The sequence below is a fragment of the Lysobacter sp. TAB13 genome (genome assembly GCF_052113885.1).
Classification (GTDB): Bacteria; Pseudomonadota; Gammaproteobacteria; order Xanthomonadales; family Xanthomonadaceae; genus Lysobacter; species Lysobacter gummosus.
Map to the genome: position 1 here is coordinate 98,618 of NZ_JBFRDR010000015.1, position 25,355 is coordinate 123,972.

Genomic DNA, 25,355 nt, shown 5'->3' on the forward strand with positions numbered 1-25,355 from the left:
CGCGCTTACGAGGCGCGGCGGGTCTTCTTGGCTTCGTCCGAACGCAGTTGCTGGATGCGCTCGAAATAGCCCGGTTCCACGCCGGTGACGTATTCGCCGTTGAAGCACGAGGAATCGAAATGATCGATACGGTGCTTGGGACCGGACACCGCCTGTTCCAGCGCGTCGAGGTCCTGATAGATCAGCCAGTCGCAACCCAGCAGCGTCTGCACTTCATCGTCGGTACGGCCGTGCGCGACCAGTTCGTCGGTGGAGGGCATGTCGATGCCGTAGATGTTCGGGAAACGCACCGGCGGCGCGGCCGAGGCCAGGTACACCTTGCGCGCGCCGGCGTCGCGCGCCATCTGCACGATCTGGCGCGAGGTGGTGCCGCGCACGATCGAGTCATCGACCAGCAGCACCACGCGGTTGCGGAATTCCAGCGGAATCGGATTGAGCTTGCGCCGCACCGACTTAGCCCGCTCGCCCTGGCCGGGCATGATGAAGGTGCGGCCGACGTAGCGGTTCTTGATGAAGCCTTCGCGGTACTTCACGCCCAGGGTGTTGGCGATTTCCAGGGCCGAGTCACGCGAGGTATCGGGAATCGGGATGACCACGTCGATGTCGTGCTGCGGACGCAGGCGCAGGATCTTCTCGCCGAGCGTCTGGCCCATGCGCATGCGCGCCTTGTGCACGGAGACGTCGTCCATCATCGAGTCGGGACGGGCGAAGTACACGTATTCGAAGATGCACGGCGCGTGCTGGCGCGGCTGCGCGCACTGGCGCGAGAACATCTCGCCGCGCGCGTTGATCACGATGCCTTCGCCCGGACGCACGTCGCGCAGGCGTTCGAAGCCGAGCAGGTCCAGCGCCACCGATTCGGACGCGATCGCGTATTCGTCCTGGCCGCCGGTGTTGCGCTTGCCCAGCACCAGCGGGCGGATGCCGTGCGGATCGCGGAACGCGATCAGGCCCAGGCCGAGCACGGTGGCGACCACCGCGTAGCCGCCGATGCAGCGGCGGTTGACGCCTTCGATCGCGCCGAACGCGGCCTCGGCGGTCAGCACGCGCTGGCGGTCGAGCTCGTGCGCAAACACGTTGAGCAGCACTTCCGAATCGGACTCGGTGTTGACGTTGCGGCGATCCTGTTCGAACACTTCGCGGCGCAAGGTGTCGGTGTTGATCAGATTGCCGTTGTGGGCCAGGGCGATGCCGTAGGGCGAGTTGACGTAGAACGGCTGCGCCTCGTCGAAGCCCTCGCTGCCCGCGGTCGGGTAGCGGCAATGGCCGATGCCGACCCGGCCTTCGAGCAGGCGCATGGCCTTTTCGTCGAACACGTCGCTGACCAGGCCGTTGCCCTTGTGCACGCGCAGGCGCGCGCCGTCGGCGGTGGCGATGCCGGCCGCATCCTGGCCGCGATGCTGCAGCACCGTGAGTCCGTCGTAGAGCTGAGCGGCGACATCCGTGTTGCCGACGATACCGAGAATGCCGCACATAGCGCTGGTCCTGCCTGAGGTGTCGAAAGTGCCGCGTGGCCGCGGCGGCGAATTATCGCCGCTGCGGACCGGGAATGCAGTGGCCGCGTCGATAGCGGACCGTTTTAGAACGTAGCGCCGCCGTCGTGAGCGGACGGTATCGGGGCGCGAAACCGGATTTCGATGGCGCCGCGCGCGATGTAGCGTTGCGGAGGCGGCGATGGCTGGATCGGATCAATGCACCTGTTTGTCGTCGCGCCGCCTGTCGTCGGCCTGGGCCGGATCGCCCTCGATCTGGTTGCCTTCGGCGCGGTTCTGCCCGGTTTTGGGCAGCAAATCGCGCATCGCGCCGGGCAGCAGCCCGGTCAGGCCGGACAGGTCGCCCGATTGCTGCTCGCCGACCGGTTCGGGCAATACGCCCATCGGTTCGCGCGGATCGCCCTGGGCATTGCCCTGCGCGTTGCCGCGGCCCAGGCCGCCCAGACTGCCGGCCATGGCGTCGGTGAAACCACCCGGCAGCGCTCCGCCCGGGACTTTGCTCTTCAGATTCTTTTCCAGATCCTGCGCCTCGGCCTGGACGGTGGCCTGCAGCGAGGTGCCGCGGCCTTCCAGATCGACCTTGCGCGCCATCGCGTCGGGCAAGGCGCTGCGCATCAGCTGGGCGCCGGGCATCAACACCGCGGCCAGGCCCGAATCGCGCCAGGCGCGTTCGCGCGGCAGCGTGGTCATGGCCGCGAACACCATCGCCATGCAGGCGAAGATCACCCCGCGCACCGCGCCCAGGCCCAGGCCCATCAGCCGGTCCATCTCCGACAGGCCGTAGGAATGCGCGATCCGCCTGATCACCATGCCGATCAGGCCGACGCCGACCCAGATCACCGCGAAGCTCAGCGCGTAGCCGCCCAGGTAGGCGCCCCAGCCCAGGTGGCCGTCGGTCAGGCTGCGGCCGACGTCGCCGCCGAACAGGAATGCGCCCACGCCGGCCAGCAACCACGCCGCCAGCGACACCGCCACGCCGATCAGGCCGCGGGCCATGCCCAGCAGCGCCGACAGGCCGACGATAATCAGCAATCCCCAATCCACAGCCGTCATAGCGCCCCGCTCCCTAGTGTGTCCGGCCGCCGATCACTGGCGGCCCCGCCCGCACCCGCCGTCCGCGTTCACGGATGCGGTTTGACCAGGGCGTCGCCGATCCCGAGCTTGCCCGCGACCTGGGCCTTGAGCTTGTCGGCATCGGCGCGATTGACCACCGGACCGATGCGCACGCGGTTGAGCGTGCCCTTGTCGGTGCGGACCTGTTCGACGAATGCGCTGAAACCGGCGGCGCGCGCGCGGTCGCGTAATTTGTTCGCCTCCTCCGCGTTGCCGAACGCGCCGAGCTGGACGGCGAAACCGGTGCCGGCGGCGGCGGGCTTGGCCGGCTCGGCCGGTTTGGCGGCGACCGGCGCCGGCTTGGGCGTCTCGGGCGGCAGCGGTTCGATCTTGACCGGCTTGGTCGCGGCGGGCTTGGGCGCCTGGGCGACGGGCGGCGCGGGTTTGGCTGGTTCGGGCTTGGCGGCCGCAGTCGGCGCCGGCTTGACCGGCTCGGGCTTGGCGGTCTGGGCCACCGGCGGCGCGGGCTTGATCGGTTCGGGTTTGGTCGGTTCGGGCTTGGCTGCCGGAGCCGCGGGCTTGCTGGGCGCAGCCGCCGGCGATGCCAGATCGGCCGCGTCGGCGTTGAGCACCACGACCTTGGCGCCGATGTCGTTGCGGACCTTGGTCGAGCTCAGGCGCGCGGCTTCGGCGTCGGCCTGGGTCGCGAACGGCCCGATCCGCACCCGGTACACGGTGCGGCCGTTGGCGCCCGCGGCGGTTTCCTGATAACCCGGCAGGCGCGCGGCCTGCAGCGCGGCGATCACCCGGTCGGCGTCGCTGGAGCTGGCGTAGCTGCCGAAACTCACCGCGTAATCGCCGCCGGCGGTGGACGGACGCATCATCGTGTCCTGGCGTCCGGCCGCGGTATCGACCGTCGGCAGCGTCTGGCCGTCGCTGGCCGGCTGCGCGCCGGCATCGGCCGGGGCCGGATGCTCCATGCCGACCATGCCGCCCTGCGGCGCGTCGCCGGGGGTGACCAGGGGCAGTTCGCGGGTTTCGGTATCGCCGGCTTGCGGCTGGTCGGGCAAGGTCAGCGGAACATCGGACGCGCCACTCTGCGGCGCGGGGCCCTTGATCAGCATGGGCAGGAAGATGACCGCCAGTGCGATCAGCACCATCGCACCGATCAATCGCTGTTTCAGGGCAGGTTCCATCGCTACTCGATCACTCGCAGGCCGGTTACCGGCGCGAATTATACCCTCGCGCGGGCATAGAGCCGGTGTACGCGGGTAGGCCGGAGCGATGCGTTCAGAAAATCGCTGCGCGGCGAGGCTGCAATCCGCGGTTGCGCGAGAGGCGCGAGCGGTGACCGCAACCGCTCGGCTACGCCGCGAAACGGCCGGCGCGGTCGCGGCTCACGCCGCGTCCGGCAGCGCGCCGACGACGACTCAGTCCGGATGCGCCGCCAGCCATTCCAGCGCCGCGGCGGCGGTGTGGAACGAGCCGAACACCAGGATGCGCTCGCCGGCATGGGCCTGCGCGATGGTCGCGGCCAGCGCGTCGGCGACATCGGCATGGCGACTGCCCTCGCCCGCCGCAGTATCGCGCAGGCGTTCGGCGAAAGCCTCCACGCTCACCCCGCGCGGGCCGCTGTCGGCCAGCCCGGCCAGATGCCAGGCATCGACCGGCCCGGCCAGCGCCGCGACCACGCCGGGCGCGTCCTTGTCGCCGAGCGCGGCGAACACCGCATGCGTGCGCCGCGCCGGCTGCGCCGCCAGCCACGCCGCCAGCGCGCGCGCGGCCTGCGGGTTGTGGCCGACATCGACCAGGATCTCGATGCCGCCGCGTTCGAAGCGCTGCAGTCGCCCGGCCACCCGCGCCGCGGCCACGCCTTGCGCTAGTTCTTCGTCGCTGGGCGCGCGCTCCAGCGCGCGCAGCGCGGCGATCGCGACCGCGGCGTTGCGCAACTGCACCGGCGCGCTCAGTGCCGGCATCGGCAGCTCGGCCTCATAGCCGACTTCGCGCCAGCACCAATACGCGCCGTCCTCGCCGGCCTCGAAGAAGAAATCGCAGCCCGCGCGCAGCGCCGAGGCACCGATCGCATAGGCATGGCGCAACACGCTCGACGGCGGATCGTCGTCGCCCAGCACCAGCGGCTTGAACGCGCGGGCGATGCCGGCCTTCTCGAAGCCGATGCTTTCGCGATCGTCGCCGAGGTAATCCTGATGATCCAGATCGATCGTGGTGACCACTGCCACGTCGGGATCGACGAGGTTGGTCGCGTCCAGGCGCCCGCCCAGTCCGACTTCCAGGATGGCCAGATCCAGCCCGGCGCGTTCGAACAGCCACAGCGCGGCCAGGGTGCCGTATTCGAAATACGTCAGCGCGATCTGCGCATCTTCTCCGCTGCCCAGGCGCGCGGCTTCGATGGCGTCGAACGCGGCGACGATGTCGGCATCGGCGGCGTCGCGTCCGTCGATGCGGATGCGCTCGTTATAGGCCAGCAGGTGCGGCGAAGTGTAAGCGCCGACCTTGCGGCCGCCGGCGCGTGCGATCGCCTCGATGAAGGCCACCGTCGAGCCCTTGCCGTTGGTGCCGCCGACGGTGATCACCTCGCGGCCCGGGCGTTGCAGGCCCAGGCGTTGCCAGACGATGCGGATGCGCTCCAGCCCCATGTCGATGGACTTGGGATGGATGCGTTCGATGTAGGAGAGCCAGTCGGCGAGAGTGCGTTGCATGGTGCGAATTCTCGCAGATACGCCGGCCCGGTTGCTCGGCCGGCGCGAGTGGTTCCCGACCTCAGCCGCGCTGCCACACCGGATGTGCCTTCGGATCGGTGGGGTTCTTTGGATCTTCCGGGACCAGCCGCGAGCGGCCGAGCGGATGCTGCGACGGGGCCCGCGGCGGCAACGGCGGCTGCGCGGACAACTTCTGCGGCAGCGGATCGCCCGGTTTTTGCCGTGGCCAATTGCGCACCATCTTCTCCAGCTTGGCGCAGGCCGAGGGCTTGGCCGCGCCACACAAAATACGGCTGGCGTAGAAGGATTTCTTGCCGTCGCTGACCAGACGCTGGCGGATCAGCGAGGGCGCGGCCGGATGACTGTCCTCGATCAACAGCCACTGGAATGCGCCGCGGTCGTTGGTGACGCGCACCGCCGGCCAGCCCAGCTCGCCGCCGGGCACCTCGCGGCCTTCGCGTCGCGCCCCGTCCATCAGCGACAGCAACTCGCTCGCGCTGCCCTCGTCCATCGGCGAGGCATCGGGCACGAAACCATCGACGCTGCCATCGCGCGCGGCGGCCACTTCGGGCACCTGCGCCAACGGCCAGACCAAGTCCCACTTGGCCTGCGCGCGGGCCTGATAGTCGGCCAACTGCTGCGGCGAAGGCGGAGCGAAGTCGACCGGTACGCGCACCCGCGACGGCACCGCGACGCCGTCGCGGAACTCGGGGGTCAGGCGCCATTTCATTGCGGTCTCGATCGCGGCGCGGTCGAGCGCCTCGTAACCCGAATCGGTCTCGACCCAGAGCTGATCGACCTGGCCGCAACGGTCGAGATCCAACACCAGCGTCACCGTGCCGGTGGCGCCGAAGACCTCGGTCGGATACTTCGGCGGCGGCATCGACTGCCCTCCACTCGGACAGCCGGACGGCATCGGCGCAACGCCGCTGCCGGGAAGAATCGATTGCGCCGCCACCGGCGCGGCGAACAGCACGGCCAGCAACACCGCGGACCTGCATGCGAATTCGAACACCGCCATCCCCTGCTCTTGCGCCGCGTCCTGCGGCGGCGGGTATTGCACCACAAGCGCGGGCGCGCGGGGCGACCAAGACGACGGAGCCTCAGTCGCTTCGAAACAAAACGGGCGTCTGCATGGAAGCACCCGTCCCGGCCGAGCAAAACCGGTCACAACGCCCGATGCACCGCCTCGCCGAACAACGCCGTGTGATGGCTGCAATCGTTGAGCCGCACCACGTCGAGATGATCGACGTCGTCGCCTTCGAGCAGATTCAAGGTGGTCGGCGCCTGCCGGAACGTCCACAGCTTGGCCAGCGGGATGCCGAGTATCTTGCACAGCAGCACGCGGTTGACCGCGTCGTGGGCGACCACCAGCAAGGTGTCGTCGGCCTGCAGGCCTTCGCAGGCGCGCGCGAACGCCGGCCAGGCGCGATCGAGCACGTGCACGATCGATTCGCCGCCGGGCATCAGCACCTCGTGCGGGGTATCGCGCCAGGCGCGCAGGCGGTCGCCGTCGCGCTCGCGGATTTCGCTGGCCAGCAAGCCTTCCCAGGTGCCGTGGGCGATTTCCATCAGGCCCGGATCGAGCTTGAGCATCGAGGCGCGTTCTTCGCCGAGCGCGAACTGGGCGGTGTGGCGCGCACGCGACAGCGGCGAGGCCACCGCGCGGGTGATCGAGACTTCGCGCAAACGCGCGCCGAGCGCGCGCGCCTGGGTTTCGCCGACCGGCGACAGGGCGATGTCTTCCTGGCCCTGATAGCGGCCTTCGGCATTCCACGGCGTCTCGCCGTGACGGGCTAACAAAATTCGCATGCTTACACCTGTGCCAGAGAAAGGATGCCCGGGGTCGCGCGCAGCGCGGCGAGCTGTTCGTCGTTGACCGGACGGTCGACCGTGATCGCCGCGCGCGCCTGACCGTCGCCGGCCGCGCCCAGGGCGAAGTTGACGATGTTGACGCCGGCCGCGCCCAGGGTGGAGCCGACCACGCCGATCATGCCCGGCCGGTCTTCGTTGCGCAGCAGCAGCACGTGCGCCTGCGGATCGAATTCGATTTCGACACCGTCCAGGCGCACCACGCGCGGGCCGCGGTGCAAGGTGGCCTCGATCTCGCGCGTGCGGTCTTCGCCGACCACGCGCAGCTTGAGCAGGCGATCGAAACCGTCGCCGTCGCCGCCGAGAGTTTCCGACACCACCAAGCCGCGCGCGGCCGCTTCCTGTAAGGCGTTGACCGGCGTGACGCGGCCCGAGGCGGTGCCCAGCAACGCGGCGACCAACAAACGCGACAGCGGCCGCGTGTCCAGCGCTTCGGTGCGGCCGGCGTAAGTGATGTCCAGGCGCGTGGGCGCCGGCACCAGGCGCGCGGCGAGGCGGCCCAGCGACGACATCAGCGGAATCCACGGGCCGACTTCGCGCGCGGCTTCGGCGGTCAACGGCGGCAGATTGACGCAGCCGGCGACCGCGCCGGTGGCGACGAAATCGATGATCTGCCGCGCCAGGATCGTGCTGACCGCTTGCTGCGCTTCGCTGGTGGATGCGCCCAGGTGCGGGGTCAGGATCAGCTTGGCATTGCCGCGCAGCGCCGAGTCGGCCGGCAGGGGTTCGGTGACGAAGGTGTCGAGCGCGGCGCCGGCGATATGGCCTTCTTCGATCAACGCCAGCAGCGCGGCTTCATCGACCAGCCCGCCGCGCGCGGCGTTGATCAGATACGCGCCCTTCTTCATCGAGCGCATGCTGGTTTCCGACAGCAGGTTGGTGGTTTCCTTCGTGCGCGGGATGTGCAGGGTGACCACGTCGGCCCAGGCCAGCAGCTCGTCGAGCGTCTTCAGCGGCACGCTGCCCTTGCCGGCGGCGGACGCGGGCAGGAACGGATCGTGCGCGGCCACTTCCATGCCGATGCCCTGCGCCTTGCGCGCGACCGTGCCGCCGATGCGGCCCAGGCCGATTACGCCGAGCTTCTTGCCTTCCAGTTCGAACCCGGTGAGCCCGGCCTTGGGCCATTCGCCAGCTTTCATGCCGGCGTCGGCGCGCGGGATGTGGCGGGCCAGCGCGAACAGCAGCGAAATCGCGTGTTCGGCCGCGGCCAGGGTGTTGCCGTCGGGCGCGTTCATCACCGCGATGCCGCGCTGCGTGGCCGCATCGACATCGATAGTGTCCACGCCGGCGCCGGCGCGGCCGATCACGCGCAGTTGCGCGGCGTCGGTGAGCGCTTCGGCCGGCACCTTGGTCGCCGAACGCACCAGGATCGCGTCCACGTCCTTGAGCGCGGCGGCGAGCGCGGCGGGTTCCTTGATCGGGTCGGACACGACGACTTCCCAGCCCGCATCGCGGAACAGGGCCAGACCGTCTTCGTGGATGCCATCGCAAGCCAGCACTTTCATCGCAGCTCCAGGTCGTGAGGGATCAGACGGGAGACATTGCGGGCCGGCACTGCGGGTAAGAACGCCTGACGGGAGTTCCGGCCGGGTCACCTGGAGGGTGAACGGGGCGGAAGCGCCTGCGGCGGCGCCGAGTCGAAGCGGCATCTGACACGGGTCGGGAGACGGGGCCGGCTGGCATGGGAATCCGCGACTGCCCGCGAAGACTAAGGCAGCGCTATCGCGCTTGGCAAGCGGCGATGGCCGCGCGTCGGGGACGACGACGACGCCGTCGCGATTGTCCCGATCGAACGATTTCGATTGCCGGCCCGATGCAACCCAAATATGCAGTCACGCCAGCGACGGAACCTCGTCACAAAGATACGTTCAGGTGTTACTTGTCACGTTGAGTAATCACGCACTGCGTCCTAGTTTCGTGGCGCCGGCGATCTGCCGGCACCTTCGAGAGAGAGAACGTCATCATGCGTAAGAAACTCGCTCTGGCGCTCGGCTTGGCGGCTATCGCCGCGGTCGGCGCCGCGGTCGCCGCGATCGGTCCCACCGGTCCGGGCCAGATCTACACGTACTACGACGCCAACGGTTCGGTGGTCGGACAATCCTCCATCCACTGCGACGGCACGCCCGAGTTCTGGGGCAAGGCAACCAAGAATTACGGCGTCGGCTATTACATCTGCGATCCGGAACCGTGATCGTCGCGGATCGGCGCCGGGCTGCTGAGGCAGCGCGCGATGCCGGCCCGAAACCTCGCTTCCGCGCATCGCCCGTTCGCGCGCGTCGCCACACCGGTCAGTCCGGCACGATCCAGACCGGTCCGCAACGCCTCGTCGCGTGATGCACACGATGCAGCCGTAGCAGCAAACGCAACACCGGCTTGAACGATAGCCGCACCGCGCGATTCGCCACGACGTGAGCGACGCCGGACGCGAGCCGCGCCGCGCTATCGAACGCGCCACCGTCCGCATCGCGGCCTTCGCCGCAACGGACATCCCTCTTTCGCCACTTAGAGACAGGAGTTCGCCATGCGTAAGTCTTTCGCCATCGGTATCGGTTTCGCCGCCGCCCTCGTCGCCACCGTCGCCCTCGCCCGTCCGCCGGGCCCGGACGAAATCGGCGAGTTTTATTTCTATTACGACGCCGCCGGCAATGTCGTCGGCTCGGCCGAGCTGAGCTGCGCCGGCGTGCTCACCGAATCGGGTGTGCGCACCGCCAAGTACAGCTCGGGCCATATGATCTGCCCGCCGCCGCGCGACTGATCGAAACCCGCGAAGTAAAATGCAACGGGCCGGCAATGCCGGCCCGTTGTTTTTTGCGATGACTGGGTGTTGCACCGAAGTCTTTTGTGGGAGGGGCTTCAGCCCCGATGCTTTCCGGTCCGAGTTGTGCGCACTACCAGCCCTGAGCGAAAAGCATCGGGGCTGAAGCCCCTCCCACAAAAGACTTCGCCGCCTGCGTCGCGACTAGATCTCGTTCCTCACTCCTTACTTCTCGTTCCTGGCTTCCAACCTCAAGCCAAAATCACTTCCCCGAAGCCGGCACACCCATCTCCGCCAGCAACCGCGGCGCCGGAAACACTTCCTGCAAGATCCAGCGCATGTAGCGCTGATCGACCGAGATCGTGCGGGTCGCGGCCGGGTCGAACAGCCAGCTGGAACTCACCGATTCCCAGTTGTTGTCGAAGGCGATGCCGGCCAGCTTGCCCTGCCCGTCCAGCACCGGCGATCCGGAATTACCGCCGCTGATGTCCAGGTCGGCGAGGAAATTCACCGGCACCGATTCGAGCCGCTTGTCGAGCAGCGCCGCGCTGTAGCGCTTGGCCGCGACCGCATCGAGCAAGGCCTGCGGCGCATTGAACGGCGCGGCGCCGGTGTTGCGCGCGGCGATTTCATCGACACGGGTGAACGGCAGTTGGCGCACGCCGTTGTCCTTGGTGTACGGGGTGACGGTGCCGTAGCTCACGCGCAAGGAACCGTTGGCGTCGGGATAGGCGACCTTGCCCACGCTCTTGCGGAAATCCGCCAGCGCCTTGAGGTACACCGGCCGCACCAGCAGGGTCTCGCCGGCGCGGCCGCGGATTTCCTGCTCCATCTGCAGCAAGGTCGGCATGATCGCGACCGCGAAGGAAATCGCGCCGTCCTTGCTCGCGTCCTTGCTCTGCTCGAACCCTGTGCGGTCGGTCTTGAGCCAGTTGGCGCGCTGCTCGGGATTGTTCAAGCGCGACTTGGCGATGCGGTCCAGCGCGCGCTTGATCGATTTTTCGTCGTCGCCTTCCAGCCAGGTATCGATCGCGACGACGCGATGCTCTTTCGGCAGCTTGACGTATTCGTGCAGCCAGTAATTCTGCAGTTGCCGGTCCATGCGCGGATCGGTGCGCCGGTCCATCTGCTTGAGGCCGTTTTCGAAAGCGACGCGGTCGCGGTCGCGATACCCGTTTTCGCGCTGCGCATCGGGCTTGGCGCGCTCGATCGCCGAGCGGTACAACTGCGAGGCGGCGGCGAGCGAACCGGTCGCCGACAACTGGCCCAGGACCAGATCGCGATCGCGTTGTTCGCGCGCCTGCTGGCCCAGTTCGACCAACCGCGCGTGCGCGGCCAGCGCGGTCTGGCCGGCGGCGCCCTTGCCGCGCAGCCATTGCAGCAGTTCGGTTTCTTCGTTGCGCTTGATCTGCGTGGTGCCGGCGCGGCGGATGCTCTCGATCTGGCTTTCGTAATTCTTCGCCGCGCCCTGCCAGCCGCGCAGGGTAGAGGCGTACTTGCTCGCGATCTGCGGATTCTTGCGGCTTTCCGCGTCGATCAGCGCGGCCAGGCGCTTGTAGTGCGCGGCGACGGTGGGATACGTCCACTCGGCGTTGGCCTGGAAATCGTCGGCCATCGCGTAGCGATTGGTCAGCGAAGGAAAGCCGGCGAGCATGATGAAATCGCCCGCGCTCAGCGGCTTGTCGGCGATCTTGAGCCAGCGCCTGGGCTGATACGGCACGTTGTCGATCGCGTACGGCGCCGGCTTGCCGTCCTTGCCGACGTAGGCGCGGTAGAAGGCGAAATCGCCGCTGTGGCGCGGCCACATCCAGTTTTCGCTTTCGCCGCCGAAATTGCCGATGGCTTCCGGCGGCGCGTAGACCAGGCGCAGATCGCGGATTTCCAGGCTGCGCTGCAATTCGTAGCGGTTGCCGCCGGAGTAGCTGTACAGGCGGCAGCCGTAGTCGGATTGTTTTTCGCAATCGCCTACCAGTTGTTTCTCCAGCGCGTCCAGCGCGACGATGCGCGCCAACGGGTCGGCGGCGCTCAGCGCGCTTTGCACCTTGGCGGTGACGTCCTGCACCGAGTCGAGCACGAAGATGCGCGCGTTGGGGCCGGCCGAGACTTCTTCGTTGTTGGTGCCGGTCTTGAAGCCGTCGCGCAGCAGATTGCGTTGCGGGGTGGAATTGAGGCCGATGGCGCCGAGCGCGCAATGGTGGTTGGTCAGCAGCAGGCCCTTGGGCGAGACGAAGCTGGCGGTGCAGCCGCCCAGCGGCACCACCGCGCCGAGCGGATCGCCTTTCGGATCGGCCCATTGCGCCAGTTGCTTGGGCGTGGCGCGCGCGCCCGATTGCTTGAGCTGGGACGCCAGTTCCAGCAATTGCTGGGGGGTCCACATGCCTTCGACCGCCTGCGCGGCCTCGTGCCAGCCCAGCGTGCACAGCAACGTCCCTGTCATGGCCATGGCTCTGGCCAGCACCGTATATCGCATCAAAACGTCCTGGGTCCGCGGGAGGTCGAGTCTAGCCCGTTGAAATCTGTGAACGCCATGGCGGAAGCGAGAGCTGGCCGGATCGGCATGGGGGTGGCGCGTGGGGTTTTAGCTTGCGCTCAGTTTTTGTGGGGCTGGGGAGGGTTAAAGCTAAAATTTCGTTAGCGTTTGCTGGAAAAGCTAAATCCCCCCTGCCCCCCTTTTTCAAAGGGGGAACAGCACGGGGAGGTTGGGGCTATGCATGCTCGTGAGCGATCGTGTCGTGCGCGGTCCACAACTCGACGCCGGCAAACAAAAACGCCAGCCGGAAACCCGGCTGGCGTTCGCTTGTCGCGCGATGACAGCGGCGCTTATTTCTTCGCCGGCACGCCCAGTTCGGTCAGCAGCTGCGGCGCCGGGGACACTTCCTGCATGATCCAGCGCATGTAGCGCTGATCGACCGAGATCATGCGGGTCATGGTCGGATCGAACAGCCAGTTCGAGCTCACCGATTCCCAGTTGCCGTCGAAGGCCAGACCCACCAGCTTGCCTTCGCCGTCGAGCACGGGCGAGCCGGAGTTGCCGCCGGTGATGTCCAGGTCCGAGAGGAAATTCACCGGCACCGACTTCAAGCGCTTGTCGGCCAGGCCGCCGTAACGCTTGTCGGCGATGGCTTCCAGCAACGGCGCGGGCGCGTCGAACGGATCCTGGCCGGTGGCCTTGGCCGCGACTTCTTCCAGCTTGGTGAAGGCGGCCTGCTTGCTGCCGTCGAGCTTGGTGTAGGCCTTGACGTTGCCGAAGGTGATGCGCAAGGTCGAGTTCGCATCCGGGTACACCGACTGCTTCTTGCTCTTGCGATAGTCGATCACGCCCTGCAGATACGCCGGACGCGCGGTCAGGGTCTCGCCTTCGATGATCTTCGCGTCCTGCTCCAGGCGCAGCGCCGCCGGCATCAAGGCCTTGGCGAACTGGATCGCCGGGTCCTTGCTCTTGTCCAGGTTGGCGCGGCTGTCGTCGAGCAGGGCCAGACGCTCCTTGACGCTGCCCAGCTTGGTCTTGGCCAGCTTGTCCAGGCCGCGCTTGATCGCCTTCTCGTCGGAACCGCCGAGCCAACGATCGAGTTCGGCCACGCGCTCGCCGGCCGGCAGCTTCACGTATTCGCGCAGCCAGTACGCCTGCAGCTCGCGGTCCATGCGCGGGTCGTAGCGGCGGTCCATCTGCTCCAGCCAGGCCTTGACCGAGGGCAGATCGCGCTGCTGAAAACCGGGCTCGCGCTCGGCATCGGGCTTGTCGCGTTCCAGCGCGAAGCGATACAGCTGGTTCGCCGCCGAGATCGCTCCGACCTTGCGCAACTGGCCGAACACGAAATCGCGCTGGCGATGGGCGATGGCGCTTTCGCCGAGCGTCACCAGCTTGTCGTGCGCGGCCAGCGCCGGCGCGCCCTGGGCGCCGCGCGTGCGCAGCCAGGCCAGCACGGCCTCTTCGTCGGCGCGCTTCTTCTGCGCCGCGCCGATGCGCTTGAAGCCTTCCAGCTGGCCGTCGTAGTTCTTCATCGTGTTCTGCCAGCCGCGCACGGAGCTGGCGTATTTCACGCCGATTTCCGGGTCTTTCTTCGCGGTTTCCTCGACCAGCGCGATCAGGTTCTTGTAGTGCGCCGAGGCGGTCGGATAGGTCCAGTTCGCGGTGGCGTCGAAGTCGCTGGCCAGCGCGTAGCGGCTGGTGCGGCCCGGGTAACCGGCGACCATCACGAAGTCGCCCTCGCCCAGCGGCTTGTCGGCGAGCTTGAGGTAACGCTTGGGCTGATACGGGACGTTGTCCTTGGAATACTCGGCCGGCTTGCCGTCCTTGCCGACGTAGGCGCGGTAGAACGAGAAGTCGCCGGTGTGGCGCGGCCACATCCAGTTGTCCACTTCGCCGCCGTAGTTGCCGACGCTGCCGGGCGGTGCGTAGACCAGGCGCACATCCTTGATCTCGATGCGGCGGAACAAGCGGTAGGTGGTGCCACCGAAGAAGCTGTACAGCTCGCAGCCGTAACCGGCCTGCGCTTCGCACGACGCGATCAGACGCTTTTCGATCGTCTCCAGCGCGTGGGTGCGGTCGATCGGCTCGACCGCTTCGTCGATCGCGCTGTTGACCTGCGCGGTCACGTCCTGGATCGAATCGAGCACATAGATGCGCGAGGCCGGGCCGGCCGGCAATTCTTCGCCGGGCGTGGCGGCATTGAAGCCGTCGCGCATCAGGTTCTTCTGCGCGGTCGAGTTGAGCTGGATCGCGCCATAAGCGCAGTGGTGATTGGTCACCACCAGGCCGCGCGGGGACACGAAGCTGGCGGTGCAGCCGCCCAGCGAGACCACCGCGCCCATCGGGTCGCCGGTGAGGTCGGCCAATTGCTTGGCGTTGAGCTTGAGCCCGGCCTTCTTCAACGGCGCGGAGATCTCCGGCAACTGTTGCGGCACCCACATGCCTTCGACGGCGCGCGCCGTGGTCGCAACGCCCAGTGCCAGCGTCCCTGCCGCGACGGCGGCGGCTAATACGGTGTAGCGCATCGTGTTCCCCTTACCCAATGAAATGGCGATGAATCGGTTCGGACGGATCGGCCAGAGCTTCGACTCGAACAAAATCGGCCGGAAAGTCTAGCCCGATCATGCCGCCCCCGCCACGAACGCGCTTGCCCCCGAATGGCGTCAAGCCCTTATCAGAAAGGGCTTTCGCGCTGAAAAGCCGGCGGCGCAAGTGGATAAATGCGGCCCGGCAGTGGAACGCATCACAAATCCGCGCGGCGGCGGCCCGGCCCCGGGGCGCCGCCGCGGACGGGCTTACTCCGCCGGCAGCTTCATTTCCCGCAGCAGCTGCGGCGCCGGATAGACCTTGGCCAACAGCCAGCGCAGGTAGCGCATATCGACGTGGATCGCGCGCTTGTAGCGCGGATCGAACATCCAGCTGGCGCTGACCGCTTCCCAGTTGCTGTCGAAGTTCAGGCCGATCAGCTTGCCGTTGGCGTCGAGCACGGGCGAGCCGGAATTGCCGCCGGTGGTGTCGAGGTTGGTCAGGAAATCGACAGTCTGGGTCTTGAGCTCGGCATCGACGGTGCTGCCGAAATCGCCCTTGGCGATCGCATCGCGCAGGGCCTGCGGCGCGTCGAAGGGTTTGACGCCGGTGTGTTTCTCGACGATGCCCTGCACCGTGGTCAGCGGGCGATAGCGCACGCCGTCGCGCGGGTCCATGGCGCTGACCGCGCCGAAGCTCACGCGCAGGGTCGAATTGGCGTCGGGATACACCGCGCGGCCCTGCGATTTGCGGAACGCGATCAGCGCGCGCATGTAGGCCGGACGCAGGCGCAGCAGCTCGCCTTCGCGGCTCTTGTTTTCCTCTTCGATCCGCAGCACCGCCGGCAGCAGCGCAGCGGCGGCCTTGAGCAGGCTGTCGTCGCTGGCCTGCAGTTGCTTGGCGTCCTGGTTCATCGCCTGCAGGCGCACAGCTTCGTCGCCGAGCTTGGTGCCGGCGTACAGGGCATCCAGGCTGCGCTGCAACGAGGCGCGATCCTCGCCTTCGAACACGCGGTCGAACTCGGCCACCCGCGCGGCTTTCGGCAGCGCCTTGTACTGGCTCAGCAGCTCCAGCAGCAGCGCCTTTTCCACCTGCGGCGCGTAACGGCGCTGCACTTGCTTGAGTTTTCCAGCGATCAGCGCTTCATCGCGCTGCTGATAGCCCGACTCGCGCTGCGCATCGGGCTTGGCGCGCTCCTGCGCCAGCCGCTGCACGGTCAGCGCGGCGTTGAGCAACTGCGGCATGCCGCGGATCGCGCTGAGCAATTGATCGCGATCGCGCGTCAAAGCGCCGGCATCCAGCACCTTCTGCGCCGCGTCGATGTCGGCGCGGATCGCCTTCGCATCGGCCTGCTTGTCCAGCCACGCCAGCATCGCCGCCTCATCGGCGCCGCGCACGCGCACCGCGTCGCTGCGGCGCAGGCCGTCGAGTTCGCCCTGGGCGCGCTTGAGCGTGTTCTTGAAACCGGCGACCTGCGCGGCGTAGCGCACCTTGGCCTCGGCATCGCTCGCACTGGCCGCGTCGATGGTCTTGATCATGTCGCCGTACAGCGCCACCCGCGACGGCAGCTGCCATTGGATCTGCTGCGCGAACTCCGAGGCCATGCGATGGCGGAAGGTCACGCCCGGATAACCGGCCAGCATGGCGTAGTCGCCTTCGCGCACCGGGTCGGTGGAAATCTGCAGATGCCCGGGCGGCGTGTACGGCACGTTGTCGGGCGAGTAGTCGGCCGGCTTGCCGTCCTTGCCGACATAGGCGCGCAGCAGGGTGAAATCACCGCTGTGGCGCGGCCATACGAAGTTGTCGACCTCATCGCCGTAGTTGCCGATGCTGTTGGGCGGCGCGTACACCAGACGGATATCGCGCAGTTCCAGCTGGCGGATCAGGTAGAAATCGGTGCCGTAGTACATGTTGGCGACGCTGCAGCGATAACCGGCTTCGCCCTCGCATTCGGCCACCACCGCCTTGGTCGCCGCGTCCACCGCGTCGAAGTAGGCGCGGCCGTGCTTGCCGCGCGCGTCCTTGAGGATGCGATCGGTGACCTTGTCGAAACCGGTCGTCACCAGCACGCGGAAATCCGGATTGGCCGGCAGCTCGGCGGCGCGGTCGGCGGCGACGAAACCGTTGCCGATCAGGTCGCGGTCCGGCTTGGAGTTGTACTGGATCACGCCGAAGGCGACGTGGTGGTTGGTCAGCACCAGCCCCTCGCCCGACACGAACGAACCGGTCGCGCCGCCGACCTTGACCACCGCGTTCATCGGCGCGCGGGTCAGTTCGGCCAGATCGCTCGGATCGCCCTTGAACCCGGCCGCGCGCAGCTGGCGCGCGATGTCGGGCAATTGCGAAGGCATCCACATGCCTTCATCGGCCTGGGCGGCGGTGGCGCACAGCGCCAGGGACAGGGCTAACACACGGGGGCGCATGGACATTCCGTACGGATTCGGGAAGCCGCGACGATAGCCAAGCCGCCCGGCGCGGGCAAACCCCGACGGGGTCGCGGCGTATAATTCGCGCTTCCCTCCCGCCCGGCACCGCCGCGGCCCCTAGGTAATCGAGTCCCATGACGCAAATGATGAAGGCCCTGGTCAAGCGCGAAGCCGGCAAGGGCATCTGGTTGGAAGAAGTGCCGGTGCCCGTGCCCGGCCCGAACGAGGTGCTGATCAAGCTGGAAAAGACCGCGATCTGCGGCACCGACCTGCACATCTACCTGTGGGACGAGTGGAGCCAGCGCACGATCAAGCCCGGCCTGGTGATCGGGCATGAATTCGTCGGCCGCGTCGTCGACCTCGGCCCCGGCGTGGTCGGTTACCGCCCCGGTCAGCGCGTGTCGGCCGAAGGCCACATCGTCTGCGGCCATTGCCGCAACTGCCGCGGCGGCCGCCAGCACCTGTGCCCCAACACCACCGGCATCGGCGTCAACCGCAACGGCGCCTTCGCCGAATACATCGTCATGCCGGCCAGCAACCTGTGGCCGATCCCGGACCAGATCCCGAGCGAACTGGCCGCGTTCTTCGACCCCTACGGCAACGCCGCGCACTGCGCGCTGGAGTTCGACGTGGTCGGCGAGGACGTGCTGATCACCGGCGCCGGCCCCATCGGCATCATCGCCGCCGGCATCTGCAAGCACATCGGCGCGCGCAACGTGGTCGTCACCGACGTCAACGATTTCCGCCTGAAGCTGGCCGCCGACATGGGCGCCACGCGCGTGGTCAACGTCGCCAACCAGTCGCTCAAGGACGTGATGGCCGACCTGCACATGGAAGGCTTCGACGTCGGCCTGGAAATGAGCGGCAACCCGCGCGCGTTCAACGACATGCTCGACTGCATGTACCACGGCGGCAAGATCGCCATGCTCGGCATCATGCCCAAGGGCGCCGGCGCGGACTGGGACAAGATCATCTTCAAGGGCCTGACCCTGCACGGCATCTACGGCCGCAAGATGTACGAGACCTGGTACAAGATGACCCAGCTGGTGCTCGGCGGTTTCCCGCTCGGCAAGGTGCTGACCCATCAGCTGCCGATCGACGATTTCCAGAAGGGCTTCGACCTGATGGAAGCGGGCAAGGCGGGCAAGGTCGTGTTGAGCTGGAACTGAGCGCTCGCGGCGCGATTGCACGATCGACCAGGGCGGCCGCGAGGCCGCCCTTTTCGTTGGCCGGCCGCAAGGGATGATCCCGGCCCGGGATTGCGGCATGCTGCGCGCGGAACCTCAACAAGGATCGTTATGCGCCTGTCGCTGTCGCTCTGCGCCCTGCTCGCCGCCGCGGCTTCGCCGGTGTTCGCGCAAACCCCGCCGCCCTGCCCCGCGCTGCCGGACAGCCTGCCCAAGACCCTGCGCTGCGTGGCCACCGAACACGGCTGGTTCTATGCCGACGACGACGCCGAGGCGGCGATGTTCGCCGACGCCGCGCGTCAGGCGGCAGCCAAGTTCGAACGCCTGTTCTCGCGCAAGGCCAGCGTCGGCGCGGTGGTCGCGCTGGACTACGATCAGCCCCTGCCCGACAACGCCACCGCGGCGCTGCGCGAACACGGCGCGTTGTGGGTGCTGCCCTGGGTCAGCGCCGCCGGCATGCGCCAGGAAATCCAGAAGCAGATCCATCGCCAGTACAAAAAGCAAAATCCCAACGCCCGTATGAGCGCCTCGCGCGGCTACGCCAACGACTTCGCCAAGCGGATCGCCGGCGATACCTCCGGCACCGTCCAGCACGAGGTCGGCCACCATCTGTTCGTCGCCGCGTTCTGGCCGCGCGAATCTTTCGTGCACGACAAGCTGCGCTACGGCGGCCCGGCGCCGGACTGGCTCGACGAAGGCGTGGCGATGCTGATGGAACCGGCGCCGATGACCGAAGGCCGCCGCGCCCTGTTCGCGCAAATGGCCGCCGGCGAACTCAAGAGCGCGCAGGTCCAGCCGTTGGACGCGTTCTTGAACGCGCAACACCCGCGCCTGACCGAACCGGACCTGCCCGATGAGATCAAATCCGGCTCCGACGCCAACCGGGTCAGCATCAGTTTCTCGCTCGACAGCAATCCGACGTTTATGCGCATGGCCGGCTATTACGCGCAGACCCAGGTCTGGACCGATTTCCTGCGCGAAACCGGCCAGCGCGGCACGCTGACGGCGCTGGCCGAATCCCTCGCCGCGGGCAAGAGCCTGGAAGACTGGCTGGGCCGCGACGGCGCGCAATACGGCCTGCCCACCAGCCTGCCGGCCTTGAACAAGCAATGGTCGCAGTGGCTGCGGCAGCATTATCCCGGCCCGGACGCCGGCACCAAACCGTGACCGCCTGAATCCGCGCCGCCGCGCCGGCGCAAAGTCGCGCACGGACGACTGGACTAGAATGGCGGCCTTCCCCTCATCGGAATGCCGCCCGTGTCCGACGCAACGAGCCTCACGCAGCACTACGCCGACACCCTGGACGAAATCCGCGCCCAGGGCCTGTTCAAGTCCGAGCGCATCATTACCAGCCCGCAGTCGGCCGAGATCACGCTCGAAGACGGCCGCACCGTGCTGAACTTCTGCGCCAACAACTATCTGGGACTGGCCGATCATCCCGAGGTGATCCAGGCGGCGAAAGACGCGCTCGACACGCACGGCTTCGGCATGGCTTCGGTGCGCTTCATCTGCGGCACGCAGGATCTGCACAAACAGCTGGAAAAAACCATCTCGGATTTCTTCGGGACCGAAGACACGATTCTTTACGCCGCCTGCTTCGACGCCAACGGCGGATTGTTCGAGCCGCTGCTGGGCGAGAACGACGCGATCATCTCCGACGCGCTCAACCACGCCTCGATCATCGACGGCGTGCGCCTGTGCAAGGCCAAGCGTTTCCGCTACGCCAACTGCGACATGGCCGATCTGGAAAAGCAGCTGCAGGCCGCCGACGCCGCCGGTTGCAAGACCAAGCTGATCACCAGCGACGGCGTGTTCTCGATGGACGGCTTCATCGCCCCGCTCGACGAAATCACCGCGCTGGCGAAAAAGTACGGCGCGCTGGTGCACATCGACGAATGCCACGCCACCGGTTTCCTCGGCGCCAGCGGCCGCGGCTCGGCCGAGGTCAAGGGCGTGATGGACAAGATCGACATCTTCACCGGCACCCTGGGCAAGGCCATGGGCGGCGCGCTCGGCGGTTTCACCACCGCGAAGAAGGAAGTGATCGAGCTGCTGCGTCAGCGCTCGCGTCCGTACCTGTTCTCGAACTCGTTGCCGCCGCACGTGGTGGCCGCGGGCATCAAGGCGTTCGAGATGCTGTCGGCCGCCGGCGACCTGCGCGAGCAGTTGGCGCAGAACACCGCGTATTTCCGCGAGCAGATGACCAAGGCCGGCTTCGACGTGAAGCCCGGCGTGCACCCGATCAGCCCGGTGATGCTGTATGACGCGCCGCTGGCGCAGAAGTTCGCCTCGCGCCTGCTCGAAGAAGGCATCTACGCGATCGGCTTCTTCTTCCCGGTGGTGCCGCAGGGCCAGGCGCGCATCCGTACGCAGATGTCGGCGGCGCATACGCGCGAACACCTGGATCGCGCGATCGGGGCGTTCATCAAGATCGGGCGCGAGCTTGGGGTGATCAAGGCCTGAGCGATCCGATCGCTCCGCGACGCGGTGCCGGCGCGGCCGGCATCGCGTCGCCAGACCGCCGCGGGCGACGGCTGATTCCGCCGCCCGCGGCAAGACTTACTGCTGCGCAGCGATCATCGCCTGTTCCAGCTGCAACAGCTCGGAGGTCAGCCGGGCGATCGTCTGATCGGCCAGGATCAGATCGATCTGCGAGGTCGGCTGCAGGCTCAGGATCAGCAGCTTGGTCTGCAGCAACTGCGACTGGCTCTTGGCCACATCGTTGTGCTGGACCGCGCGCTGCTGACTGACGCCGTCGCGATACAGGCCGCGCTGCAGCGAATCCTGGTTTTCGAACAACGTCGCGGTCAGGTTCGAACTCATCTGCACCGCCTGCGCCCGCGCCATGGAGAACGAGACGGTGGCCGCGGTCGGCTGCCCGAGTTGCAGCTGCGTCTTGGCGATCTGGTAATTCTGCTTGAGCAAGGTGAAGTTCTGCTTGGCCAGAGCCAGATCCTGCGTGGCCGCGGCCGGCTCGGCCCACACGCCGTGGCTGACCAGCATCAGCAGCGACAGCAGCAGCGTGCGCAAGGCGCCGAAGGCAACGCCGCCGCGGCGAGCGGCGACGGGATGTGCGATTGCATAAGACATTGTGTCTTTCTCCATCAGCGAGAGATTCCATGAGCAGCGCGGGCGAATGCCTGCGCCGTGCGACAGGTGGACGGCCCGGACGGATCGGGATTACCGAGGCGCGCCGCATCGGCAGCAGCCGTGCGGCGCGCGCCGGTGTCCGCGGTCAGCCGAAACGGCGATCGCCGCGCCGCTTATCGCTGCGCATCGGCCATCGCCTGCTCGATGTTGCGCAGGTCCTGGGTCAGCTGCGTCATCGACATCTCGGCCATGATCAGGTCGACCTGCGAGGTCGGCTGCATGCTCAGTATCATCAGCTGCGTTTCCAGCACCTGGCAGTGCTGCTTGGCGATGGAGGTGAAGTTGATCGCCCGCTGCTGGCTGTTGCCGTCGCGGTACAGGCCGCGGTCAAAGGTGTCCTTGTTGTCGCTCAACAGCCGCATCAGATTCGCGGTCAACCCCGTCGCCTCGATCTGCTCCATGGTGAAGCTGGTCCGGGCGGCGTTCGTATTGCCCTGTTGCAGCTGCAGCTTGGCGATCTGGTGGTCGAGCTTGACGACTTCGAAGCGTTGCTTGGCCGTGCTCAAGGACTGATTGGCCGCGGCCGGATCGGCCAATACGCCGCTGCTGAACATCATCAACAGCGACAACAACAGCAGTTTCATGCCTGCGATCAGGCCGATACGGTCAGCGCGCGGGGCCGGGGTCGCGAGAGTTTGGATTCCATAAGACATCGTGTTTCTCCATGTGAACAAGGCGATGTCGCCGCGCGGGGGCACGCGGCGCCGTGGTGGTATGTTCGATGTCGGCCTCCACACGCGGGCGAGCCCGGGCCGGCGTTGCACCTCCTTGTCGAAACGAATCACTTCCGTGTTGCGTGCCGGCGGAATGTCCACGCCGACGATCGCGACTGATTGTCGCGGCCGAATCTACACCGCATCCCCGGCGCCGACCGTTATCGCGGTCCAATTTCCGCTGCGCGGAAGCACGTCACGGAATTCGTTGCGCGGCCCGATGCGGTCCGGCCGGACCGGTTCGAAGCGGACGCGTTCGCGTGGCTGTCGCGATCATCGCGCGGCGGGTGCGCGCGGCCGGCGGATCATTGCAGGCGCTGCAAATCCTCATCGCCCAGCACACGCCACTGCCCTTTCGGCAATTCGCCCAACTGCAGGCCGCCGATCGCCACCCGGATCAACCGCAGCACGTTCAAGTCGAACCCGGCGAGCAGGCGCCGGATCTGCCGGTTGCGGCCTTCATCGAGCACGATCTGCAGCCATGCGTTCTTCTCGCCGCTACGCAGCACCGTCGCCGACTTGGCGCGCAGCAGTTCGCCTTCTTCGCTGATGCCGGCGTGCAGCGCGGCCAGTTGTTCGGGGCTCGGGATCGCATCGATCTGGACGTGATAGGTCTTGTCCGGGCCGAGCTCGGGATCGGTGATGCGCGCGGCCCATTGCGGGTCGTTGCAGAACAGCAGCAGGCCTTCGCTGGCCTTGTCGAGCCGTCCGACCGGCGCCAGCCACGGCAGCGGCGCGCCGTCGATGCGGGCCTCGTCCAGGCAGCGGTATACGGTGTCGCGGCCGCGCTCGTCCTGGACCGTGGTGACCAGGCCGCGCGGCTTGTTCAACATCAGGTACAGGCGCGGTGCGGCATCCAGGGTCTGCTCGTCCACGCGGATGCGATGGCGGCCTTGCACGATCGGGAATTCGGCGTCGCGCACGATCCGGCCGTCCACCGATACGCGTCCGGCCGCGATCCACTTCGCCGCCTCGCTGCGCGAGCACAGGCCCTGCTTGGACAGCACGCGGGCCAGGCCGTATCGGGGCGGGGATTTGTTCAAGCGGCGCGGTCCTGAGAGCGATGAGGCTTGGTGTGTGCGGCGGCTACCGAAGCATCGGGCGATAGCGTCCGCGCGGTGCCGGCCAGGCGGGACGTTATCGGGTCGCGGCTGCGATCATCGAAGAGCGAAGCATCGCTCGTACCCGATGTGCGCTGACCGACGGCATCAATTAGCGTCGATGTCCGCCGGTCCGCTAACCGCGGACTGAAAGCATCCGAAGCGCGTTATCCGCGGCCATGCAAAACGATGCTGGCATTGCCACGGCATTATCGCAGCCGCCGCGGCCGCAAGATCGCCCCGCACGCCGATCCGCCCAGCGGCGACGCCGCCCCACAAAACAAAACGGCCGCGAGCAAGGCCCGCGACCGTTCGCGCCCGCCGTCGCCGGCGAGGCTTACTTCTTTTTCTTCTTCTCGTCGGCCGGAGCCGGCGCCGGTGCGGGCTCGACGGCCGGGGCCGGCGCGGCGGCGGCGGCCGTGCCGCTGCCCTTGGCCACGCGCACGCCCTTGGCCTTCATCCAGGCGCTGAACTCATCGGCGGTCATGCGCTTGCCGCCCTGGCTCATGTCGAAGCGCCACGGGGTGTTGTCGAATTCGGTCTTGGGCTTGTAGGCGGCCGGATCGTTGGCCGAGGGCATGCCGGAGGAGGCCGGCGTGGCCTTGGCGACGTTGCAGCCGTCCAGGCGAATGCGCAGCAGCACCTGATCGACCGACAGCGCTTCGTCCAGCGCCTGCGACAGCACGCCGGTCGGCGCGCCGAGCTGATGCGAAGGCGCGACCAGTTCCGGCGCGATCGGCGCGATCAGCGTGGGCTGCACCGGCTGCGCGCGCGCGGCGGTCAGCGAGGCGCAGTTGGCGGCGCTTTGTGCCTGCGCCGCTCCGGCGATCAGGATCAACGACGTGGCGGCAAGCAATCGGCGCATGGGGCTCTCTCTCCAGGTTCGGCGCGAAGGCGAAGCCACTACGCGCGTTTTGAACGATGCGCGCCAGTGTAGGCGCGGCGGCGGGATCGGACAACCCGCAAAATCAGTCGCTTATCGGCGTTTCCTGGACGCGGCCGCAATTGCGCGGCGCAAGCGTGCGCGGCGATTGCGCAACCGCCCGTCGCCCTGCGCTGCGGGACACAAAAAAGAAGCCCGGCACGAGGCCGGGCTTCCAGGTCTTGCAGTGCGGGCCGCGAACGGCCCGCGCTTGCCGCTTAGTTCTGAGCGTTGAGCTCGGTGCGGCGGTTCTTTTCGCTCTTGCAGGCCGGGAAGGTCTGCGGGGTCGATTCGAGCGGACGGCTCTCGCCGTAGCCGATCGGACCGGCCAGACGGCCGGCATCGACGCCATTGCTGGTCAGGAAGTCGTACACGGCCTTGGCGCGACGCTCCGACAGCTTCTGGTTGTACGCATCCTTACCGCACAGGTCGGTGTGACCGGCGACTTCGACGCGCAGGCTCGGGTTGCGCTTCAGGATCTCAGCGGCCTCGTTGAGGATGGCCACCGAATCCGGACGCAGCGTCGCCTTGTCGAAATCGAAGTTCACGCCCTTCAGGTCGATCGAGACCGGCACCGGGCAGCCGTCCGGACCGATGGTCTGGCCAGCCTGCGAACCGGGGCACTTGTCGTCGCAGTTGTTGACGCCGTCGCCGTCGTCGTCCTTGTCCGCGCAACCGGCTTCCACGACCGGGGCCGGAGCCACGGCAACGGTGGGTTCCGGACCCAGCGGGATCACGATGCCGACCGAAGCCAGCACGTCGCCGAACCAATCTTCCTTCGGAGCAGCAACGCTGCTGTCGTCGAAATCGGCGCGGTAGGCCAGCTCGGTGCGGATGCCGACGCGGCCCAGGTCGCCCTGGATACCCACGCCGACCTTGGCGGCGAGGTTGCCGTCCTTACGGTTGCCCGGCGACAGCAGCGACGGCAGGAGGTATTCCTCTTCCGAACGCTGATAGCCCAGGCCCAT

The 25,355-nt window shown here is 67.5% G+C and carries 20 protein-coding genes; 5 read left to right on the forward strand and 15 right to left on the reverse strand.

What is annotated here, in order from left to right; genetic code table 11:
• Positions 1-5 precede the first annotated feature (5 nt).
• The 7 genes from purF to serA form a co-directional block, all read right to left on the reverse strand.
• Positions 6-1,475 carry an amidophosphoribosyltransferase gene (purF, locus tag AB4Y92_RS17780; protein ID WP_441820863.1) on the reverse strand — a complete coding sequence of 490 codons (1,470 nt, stop codon included), beginning with the start codon at positions 1,473-1,475 and terminating at the stop codon, positions 6-8.
• 213 nt (positions 1,476-1,688) lie between these two features.
• Positions 1,689-2,546, reverse strand: a complete 858-nt coding sequence (locus AB4Y92_RS17785) for a CvpA family protein (protein ID WP_441820864.1) — start codon at positions 2,544-2,546, stop codon at positions 1,689-1,691.
• 68 nt (positions 2,547-2,614) lie between these two features.
• Positions 2,615-3,742, reverse strand: coding sequence for an SPOR domain-containing protein (locus AB4Y92_RS17790; RefSeq protein ID WP_441820865.1), 1,128 nt, complete (start codon positions 3,740-3,742; stop codon positions 2,615-2,617).
• A 234-nt stretch (positions 3,743-3,976) separates the two neighbouring features.
• Entirely contained in the window at positions 3,977-5,266 is a 1,290-nt protein-coding gene (gene folC / locus AB4Y92_RS17795) for a bifunctional tetrahydrofolate synthase/dihydrofolate synthase (RefSeq protein ID WP_441820866.1), read from the reverse strand.
• 61 nt (positions 5,267-5,327) lie between these two features.
• The gene (locus tag AB4Y92_RS17800) at positions 5,328-6,329 is read right to left on the reverse strand and encodes an energy transducer TonB (protein WP_441820867.1); all 1,002 of its coding nucleotides are present in this window, start codon (positions 6,327-6,329) and stop codon (positions 5,328-5,330) included.
• Between the two features lie 104 nt (positions 6,330-6,433).
• Complete coding sequence (locus AB4Y92_RS17805) at positions 6,434-7,078, reverse strand: histidine phosphatase family protein (RefSeq protein ID WP_057942064.1); 645 nt, start codon at positions 7,076-7,078, stop codon at positions 6,434-6,436.
• A 2-nt stretch (positions 7,079-7,080) separates the two neighbouring features.
• Complete coding sequence (gene serA, locus AB4Y92_RS17810) at positions 7,081-8,643, reverse strand: phosphoglycerate dehydrogenase (RefSeq protein ID WP_441820868.1); 1,563 nt, start codon at positions 8,641-8,643, stop codon at positions 7,081-7,083.
• 458 nt (positions 8,644-9,101) lie between these two features.
• Here serA and AB4Y92_RS17815 point away from each other — a divergent pair, with 458 nt between their 5' ends.
• Together AB4Y92_RS17815 and AB4Y92_RS17820 are read left to right on the forward strand one after the other, a co-directional pair.
• A complete protein-coding gene (locus tag AB4Y92_RS17815; RefSeq protein WP_441820869.1) occupies positions 9,102-9,329 on the forward strand; it encodes a DUF6289 family protein in 228 nt (75 codons plus the stop codon).
• A 330-nt stretch (positions 9,330-9,659) separates the two neighbouring features.
• Positions 9,660-9,893: a DUF6289 family protein gene (locus AB4Y92_RS17820; RefSeq protein WP_441820870.1), complete on the forward strand. Its 234-nt coding sequence runs from the start codon at positions 9,660-9,662 to the stop codon at positions 9,891-9,893.
• A gap of 262 nt (positions 9,894-10,155) precedes the next feature.
• Here AB4Y92_RS17820 and AB4Y92_RS17825 read toward each other — a convergent pair whose 3' ends face one another.
• The 3 genes from AB4Y92_RS17825 to AB4Y92_RS17835 form a co-directional block, all read right to left on the reverse strand.
• Positions 10,156-12,270, reverse strand: coding sequence for a S46 family peptidase (locus tag AB4Y92_RS17825; protein ID WP_441820883.1), 2,115 nt, complete (start codon positions 12,268-12,270; stop codon positions 10,156-10,158).
• A 443-nt stretch (positions 12,271-12,713) separates the two neighbouring features.
• Positions 12,714-14,804, reverse strand: a complete 2,091-nt coding sequence (locus AB4Y92_RS17830) for a S46 family peptidase (protein WP_441820884.1) — start codon at positions 14,802-14,804, stop codon at positions 12,714-12,716.
• A 354-nt stretch (positions 14,805-15,158) separates the two neighbouring features.
• Positions 15,159-17,312, reverse strand: coding sequence for a S46 family peptidase (locus AB4Y92_RS17835; protein WP_441820871.1), 2,154 nt, complete (start codon positions 17,310-17,312; stop codon positions 15,159-15,161).
• A 137-nt stretch (positions 17,313-17,449) separates the two neighbouring features.
• Here AB4Y92_RS17835 and tdh point away from each other — a divergent pair, with 137 nt between their 5' ends.
• From tdh to kbl, 3 genes are all read left to right on the forward strand, one after another.
• On the forward strand, positions 17,450-18,484 hold the full coding sequence (gene tdh, locus AB4Y92_RS17840; RefSeq protein ID WP_187313142.1) for an L-threonine 3-dehydrogenase: 1,035 nt from the start codon (positions 17,450-17,452) through the stop codon (positions 18,482-18,484).
• 129 nt (positions 18,485-18,613) lie between these two features.
• Positions 18,614-19,669 carry a hypothetical protein gene (locus AB4Y92_RS17845; RefSeq protein ID WP_441820872.1) on the forward strand — a complete coding sequence of 352 codons (1,056 nt, stop codon included), beginning with the start codon at positions 18,614-18,616 and terminating at the stop codon, positions 19,667-19,669.
• Positions 19,670-19,750: 81 nt separating this feature from the next.
• Positions 19,751-20,965, forward strand: a complete 1,215-nt coding sequence (gene kbl / locus AB4Y92_RS17850; protein ID WP_441820873.1) for a glycine C-acetyltransferase — start codon at positions 19,751-19,753, stop codon at positions 20,963-20,965.
• A gap of 96 nt (positions 20,966-21,061) precedes the next feature.
• Here kbl and AB4Y92_RS17855 read toward each other — a convergent pair whose 3' ends face one another.
• From AB4Y92_RS17855 to AB4Y92_RS17875, 5 genes are all read right to left on the reverse strand, one after another.
• Entirely contained in the window at positions 21,062-21,592 is a 531-nt protein-coding gene (locus AB4Y92_RS17855; RefSeq protein ID WP_441820874.1) for a hypothetical protein, read from the reverse strand.
• A 173-nt stretch (positions 21,593-21,765) separates the two neighbouring features.
• Positions 21,766-22,236 (reverse strand): hypothetical protein, encoded by a 471-nt coding sequence (locus AB4Y92_RS17860; protein ID WP_441820875.1) that lies wholly within the window; start codon positions 22,234-22,236, stop codon positions 21,766-21,768.
• A 434-nt stretch (positions 22,237-22,670) separates the two neighbouring features.
• Positions 22,671-23,471 carry a pseudouridine synthase gene (locus AB4Y92_RS17865; protein ID WP_441820885.1) on the reverse strand — a complete coding sequence of 267 codons (801 nt, stop codon included), beginning with the start codon at positions 23,469-23,471 and terminating at the stop codon, positions 22,671-22,673.
• Between the two features lie 331 nt (positions 23,472-23,802).
• The gene (locus AB4Y92_RS17870; protein WP_441820876.1) at positions 23,803-24,330 is read right to left on the reverse strand and encodes a hypothetical protein; all 528 of its coding nucleotides are present in this window, start codon (positions 24,328-24,330) and stop codon (positions 23,803-23,805) included.
• A gap of 275 nt (positions 24,331-24,605) precedes the next feature.
• Positions 24,606-25,355 (reverse strand): OmpA family protein (locus tag AB4Y92_RS17875; RefSeq protein ID WP_441820877.1); only part of this gene is annotated, 750 nt, incomplete at its 5' end.

What these genes read in the sequence shown, in the direction of transcription:
- serA (WP_441820868.1), bottom strand. Translation starts at nt 8,643, where the DNA reads ATGAAAGTGCTGGCTTGCGATGGCATCCACGAAGACGGTCTGGCCCTG.
- purF (WP_441820863.1), bottom strand. Translation starts at nt 1,475, where the DNA reads ATGTGCGGCATTCTCGGTATCGTCGGCAACACGGATGTCGCCGCTCAG.
- AB4Y92_RS17805 (WP_057942064.1), bottom strand. Translation starts at nt 7,078, where the DNA reads ATGCGAATTTTGTTAGCCCGTCACGGCGAGACGCCGTGGAATGCCGAA.
- folC (WP_441820866.1), bottom strand. Translation starts at nt 5,266, where the DNA reads ATGCAACGCACTCTCGCCGACTGGCTCTCCTACATCGAACGCATCCAT.
- tdh (WP_187313142.1), top strand. Translation starts at nt 17,450, where the DNA reads ATGACGCAAATGATGAAGGCCCTGGTCAAGCGCGAAGCCGGCAAGGGC.
- AB4Y92_RS17835 (WP_441820871.1), bottom strand. Translation starts at nt 17,312, where the DNA reads ATGCGCCCCCGTGTGTTAGCCCTGTCCCTGGCGCTGTGCGCCACCGCC.
- AB4Y92_RS17820 (WP_441820870.1), top strand. Translation starts at nt 9,660, where the DNA reads ATGCGTAAGTCTTTCGCCATCGGTATCGGTTTCGCCGCCGCCCTCGTC.
- kbl (WP_441820873.1), top strand. Translation starts at nt 19,751, where the DNA reads ATGCCGCCCGTGTCCGACGCAACGAGCCTCACGCAGCACTACGCCGAC.
- AB4Y92_RS17855 (WP_441820874.1), bottom strand. Translation starts at nt 21,592, where the DNA reads ATGTCTTATGCAATCGCACATCCCGTCGCCGCTCGCCGCGGCGGCGTT.
- AB4Y92_RS17830 (WP_441820884.1), bottom strand. Translation starts at nt 14,804, where the DNA reads ATGTGGGTGCCGCAACAGTTGCCGGAGATCTCCGCGCCGTTGAAGAAG.
- AB4Y92_RS17845 (WP_441820872.1), top strand. Translation starts at nt 18,614, where the DNA reads ATGCGCCTGTCGCTGTCGCTCTGCGCCCTGCTCGCCGCCGCGGCTTCG.
- AB4Y92_RS17860 (WP_441820875.1), bottom strand. Translation starts at nt 22,236, where the DNA reads ATGAAACTGCTGTTGTTGTCGCTGTTGATGATGTTCAGCAGCGGCGTA.
- AB4Y92_RS17870 (WP_441820876.1), bottom strand. Translation starts at nt 24,330, where the DNA reads ATGCGCCGATTGCTTGCCGCCACGTCGTTGATCCTGATCGCCGGAGCG.
- AB4Y92_RS17790 (WP_441820865.1), bottom strand. Translation starts at nt 3,742, where the DNA reads ATGGAACCTGCCCTGAAACAGCGATTGATCGGTGCGATGGTGCTGATC.
- AB4Y92_RS17785 (WP_441820864.1), bottom strand. Translation starts at nt 2,546, where the DNA reads ATGACGGCTGTGGATTGGGGATTGCTGATTATCGTCGGCCTGTCGGCG.
- AB4Y92_RS17825 (WP_441820883.1), bottom strand. Translation starts at nt 12,270, where the DNA reads ATGTGGACCCCCCAGCAATTGCTGGAACTGGCGTCCCAGCTCAAGCAA.
- AB4Y92_RS17815 (WP_441820869.1), top strand. Translation starts at nt 9,102, where the DNA reads ATGCGTAAGAAACTCGCTCTGGCGCTCGGCTTGGCGGCTATCGCCGCG.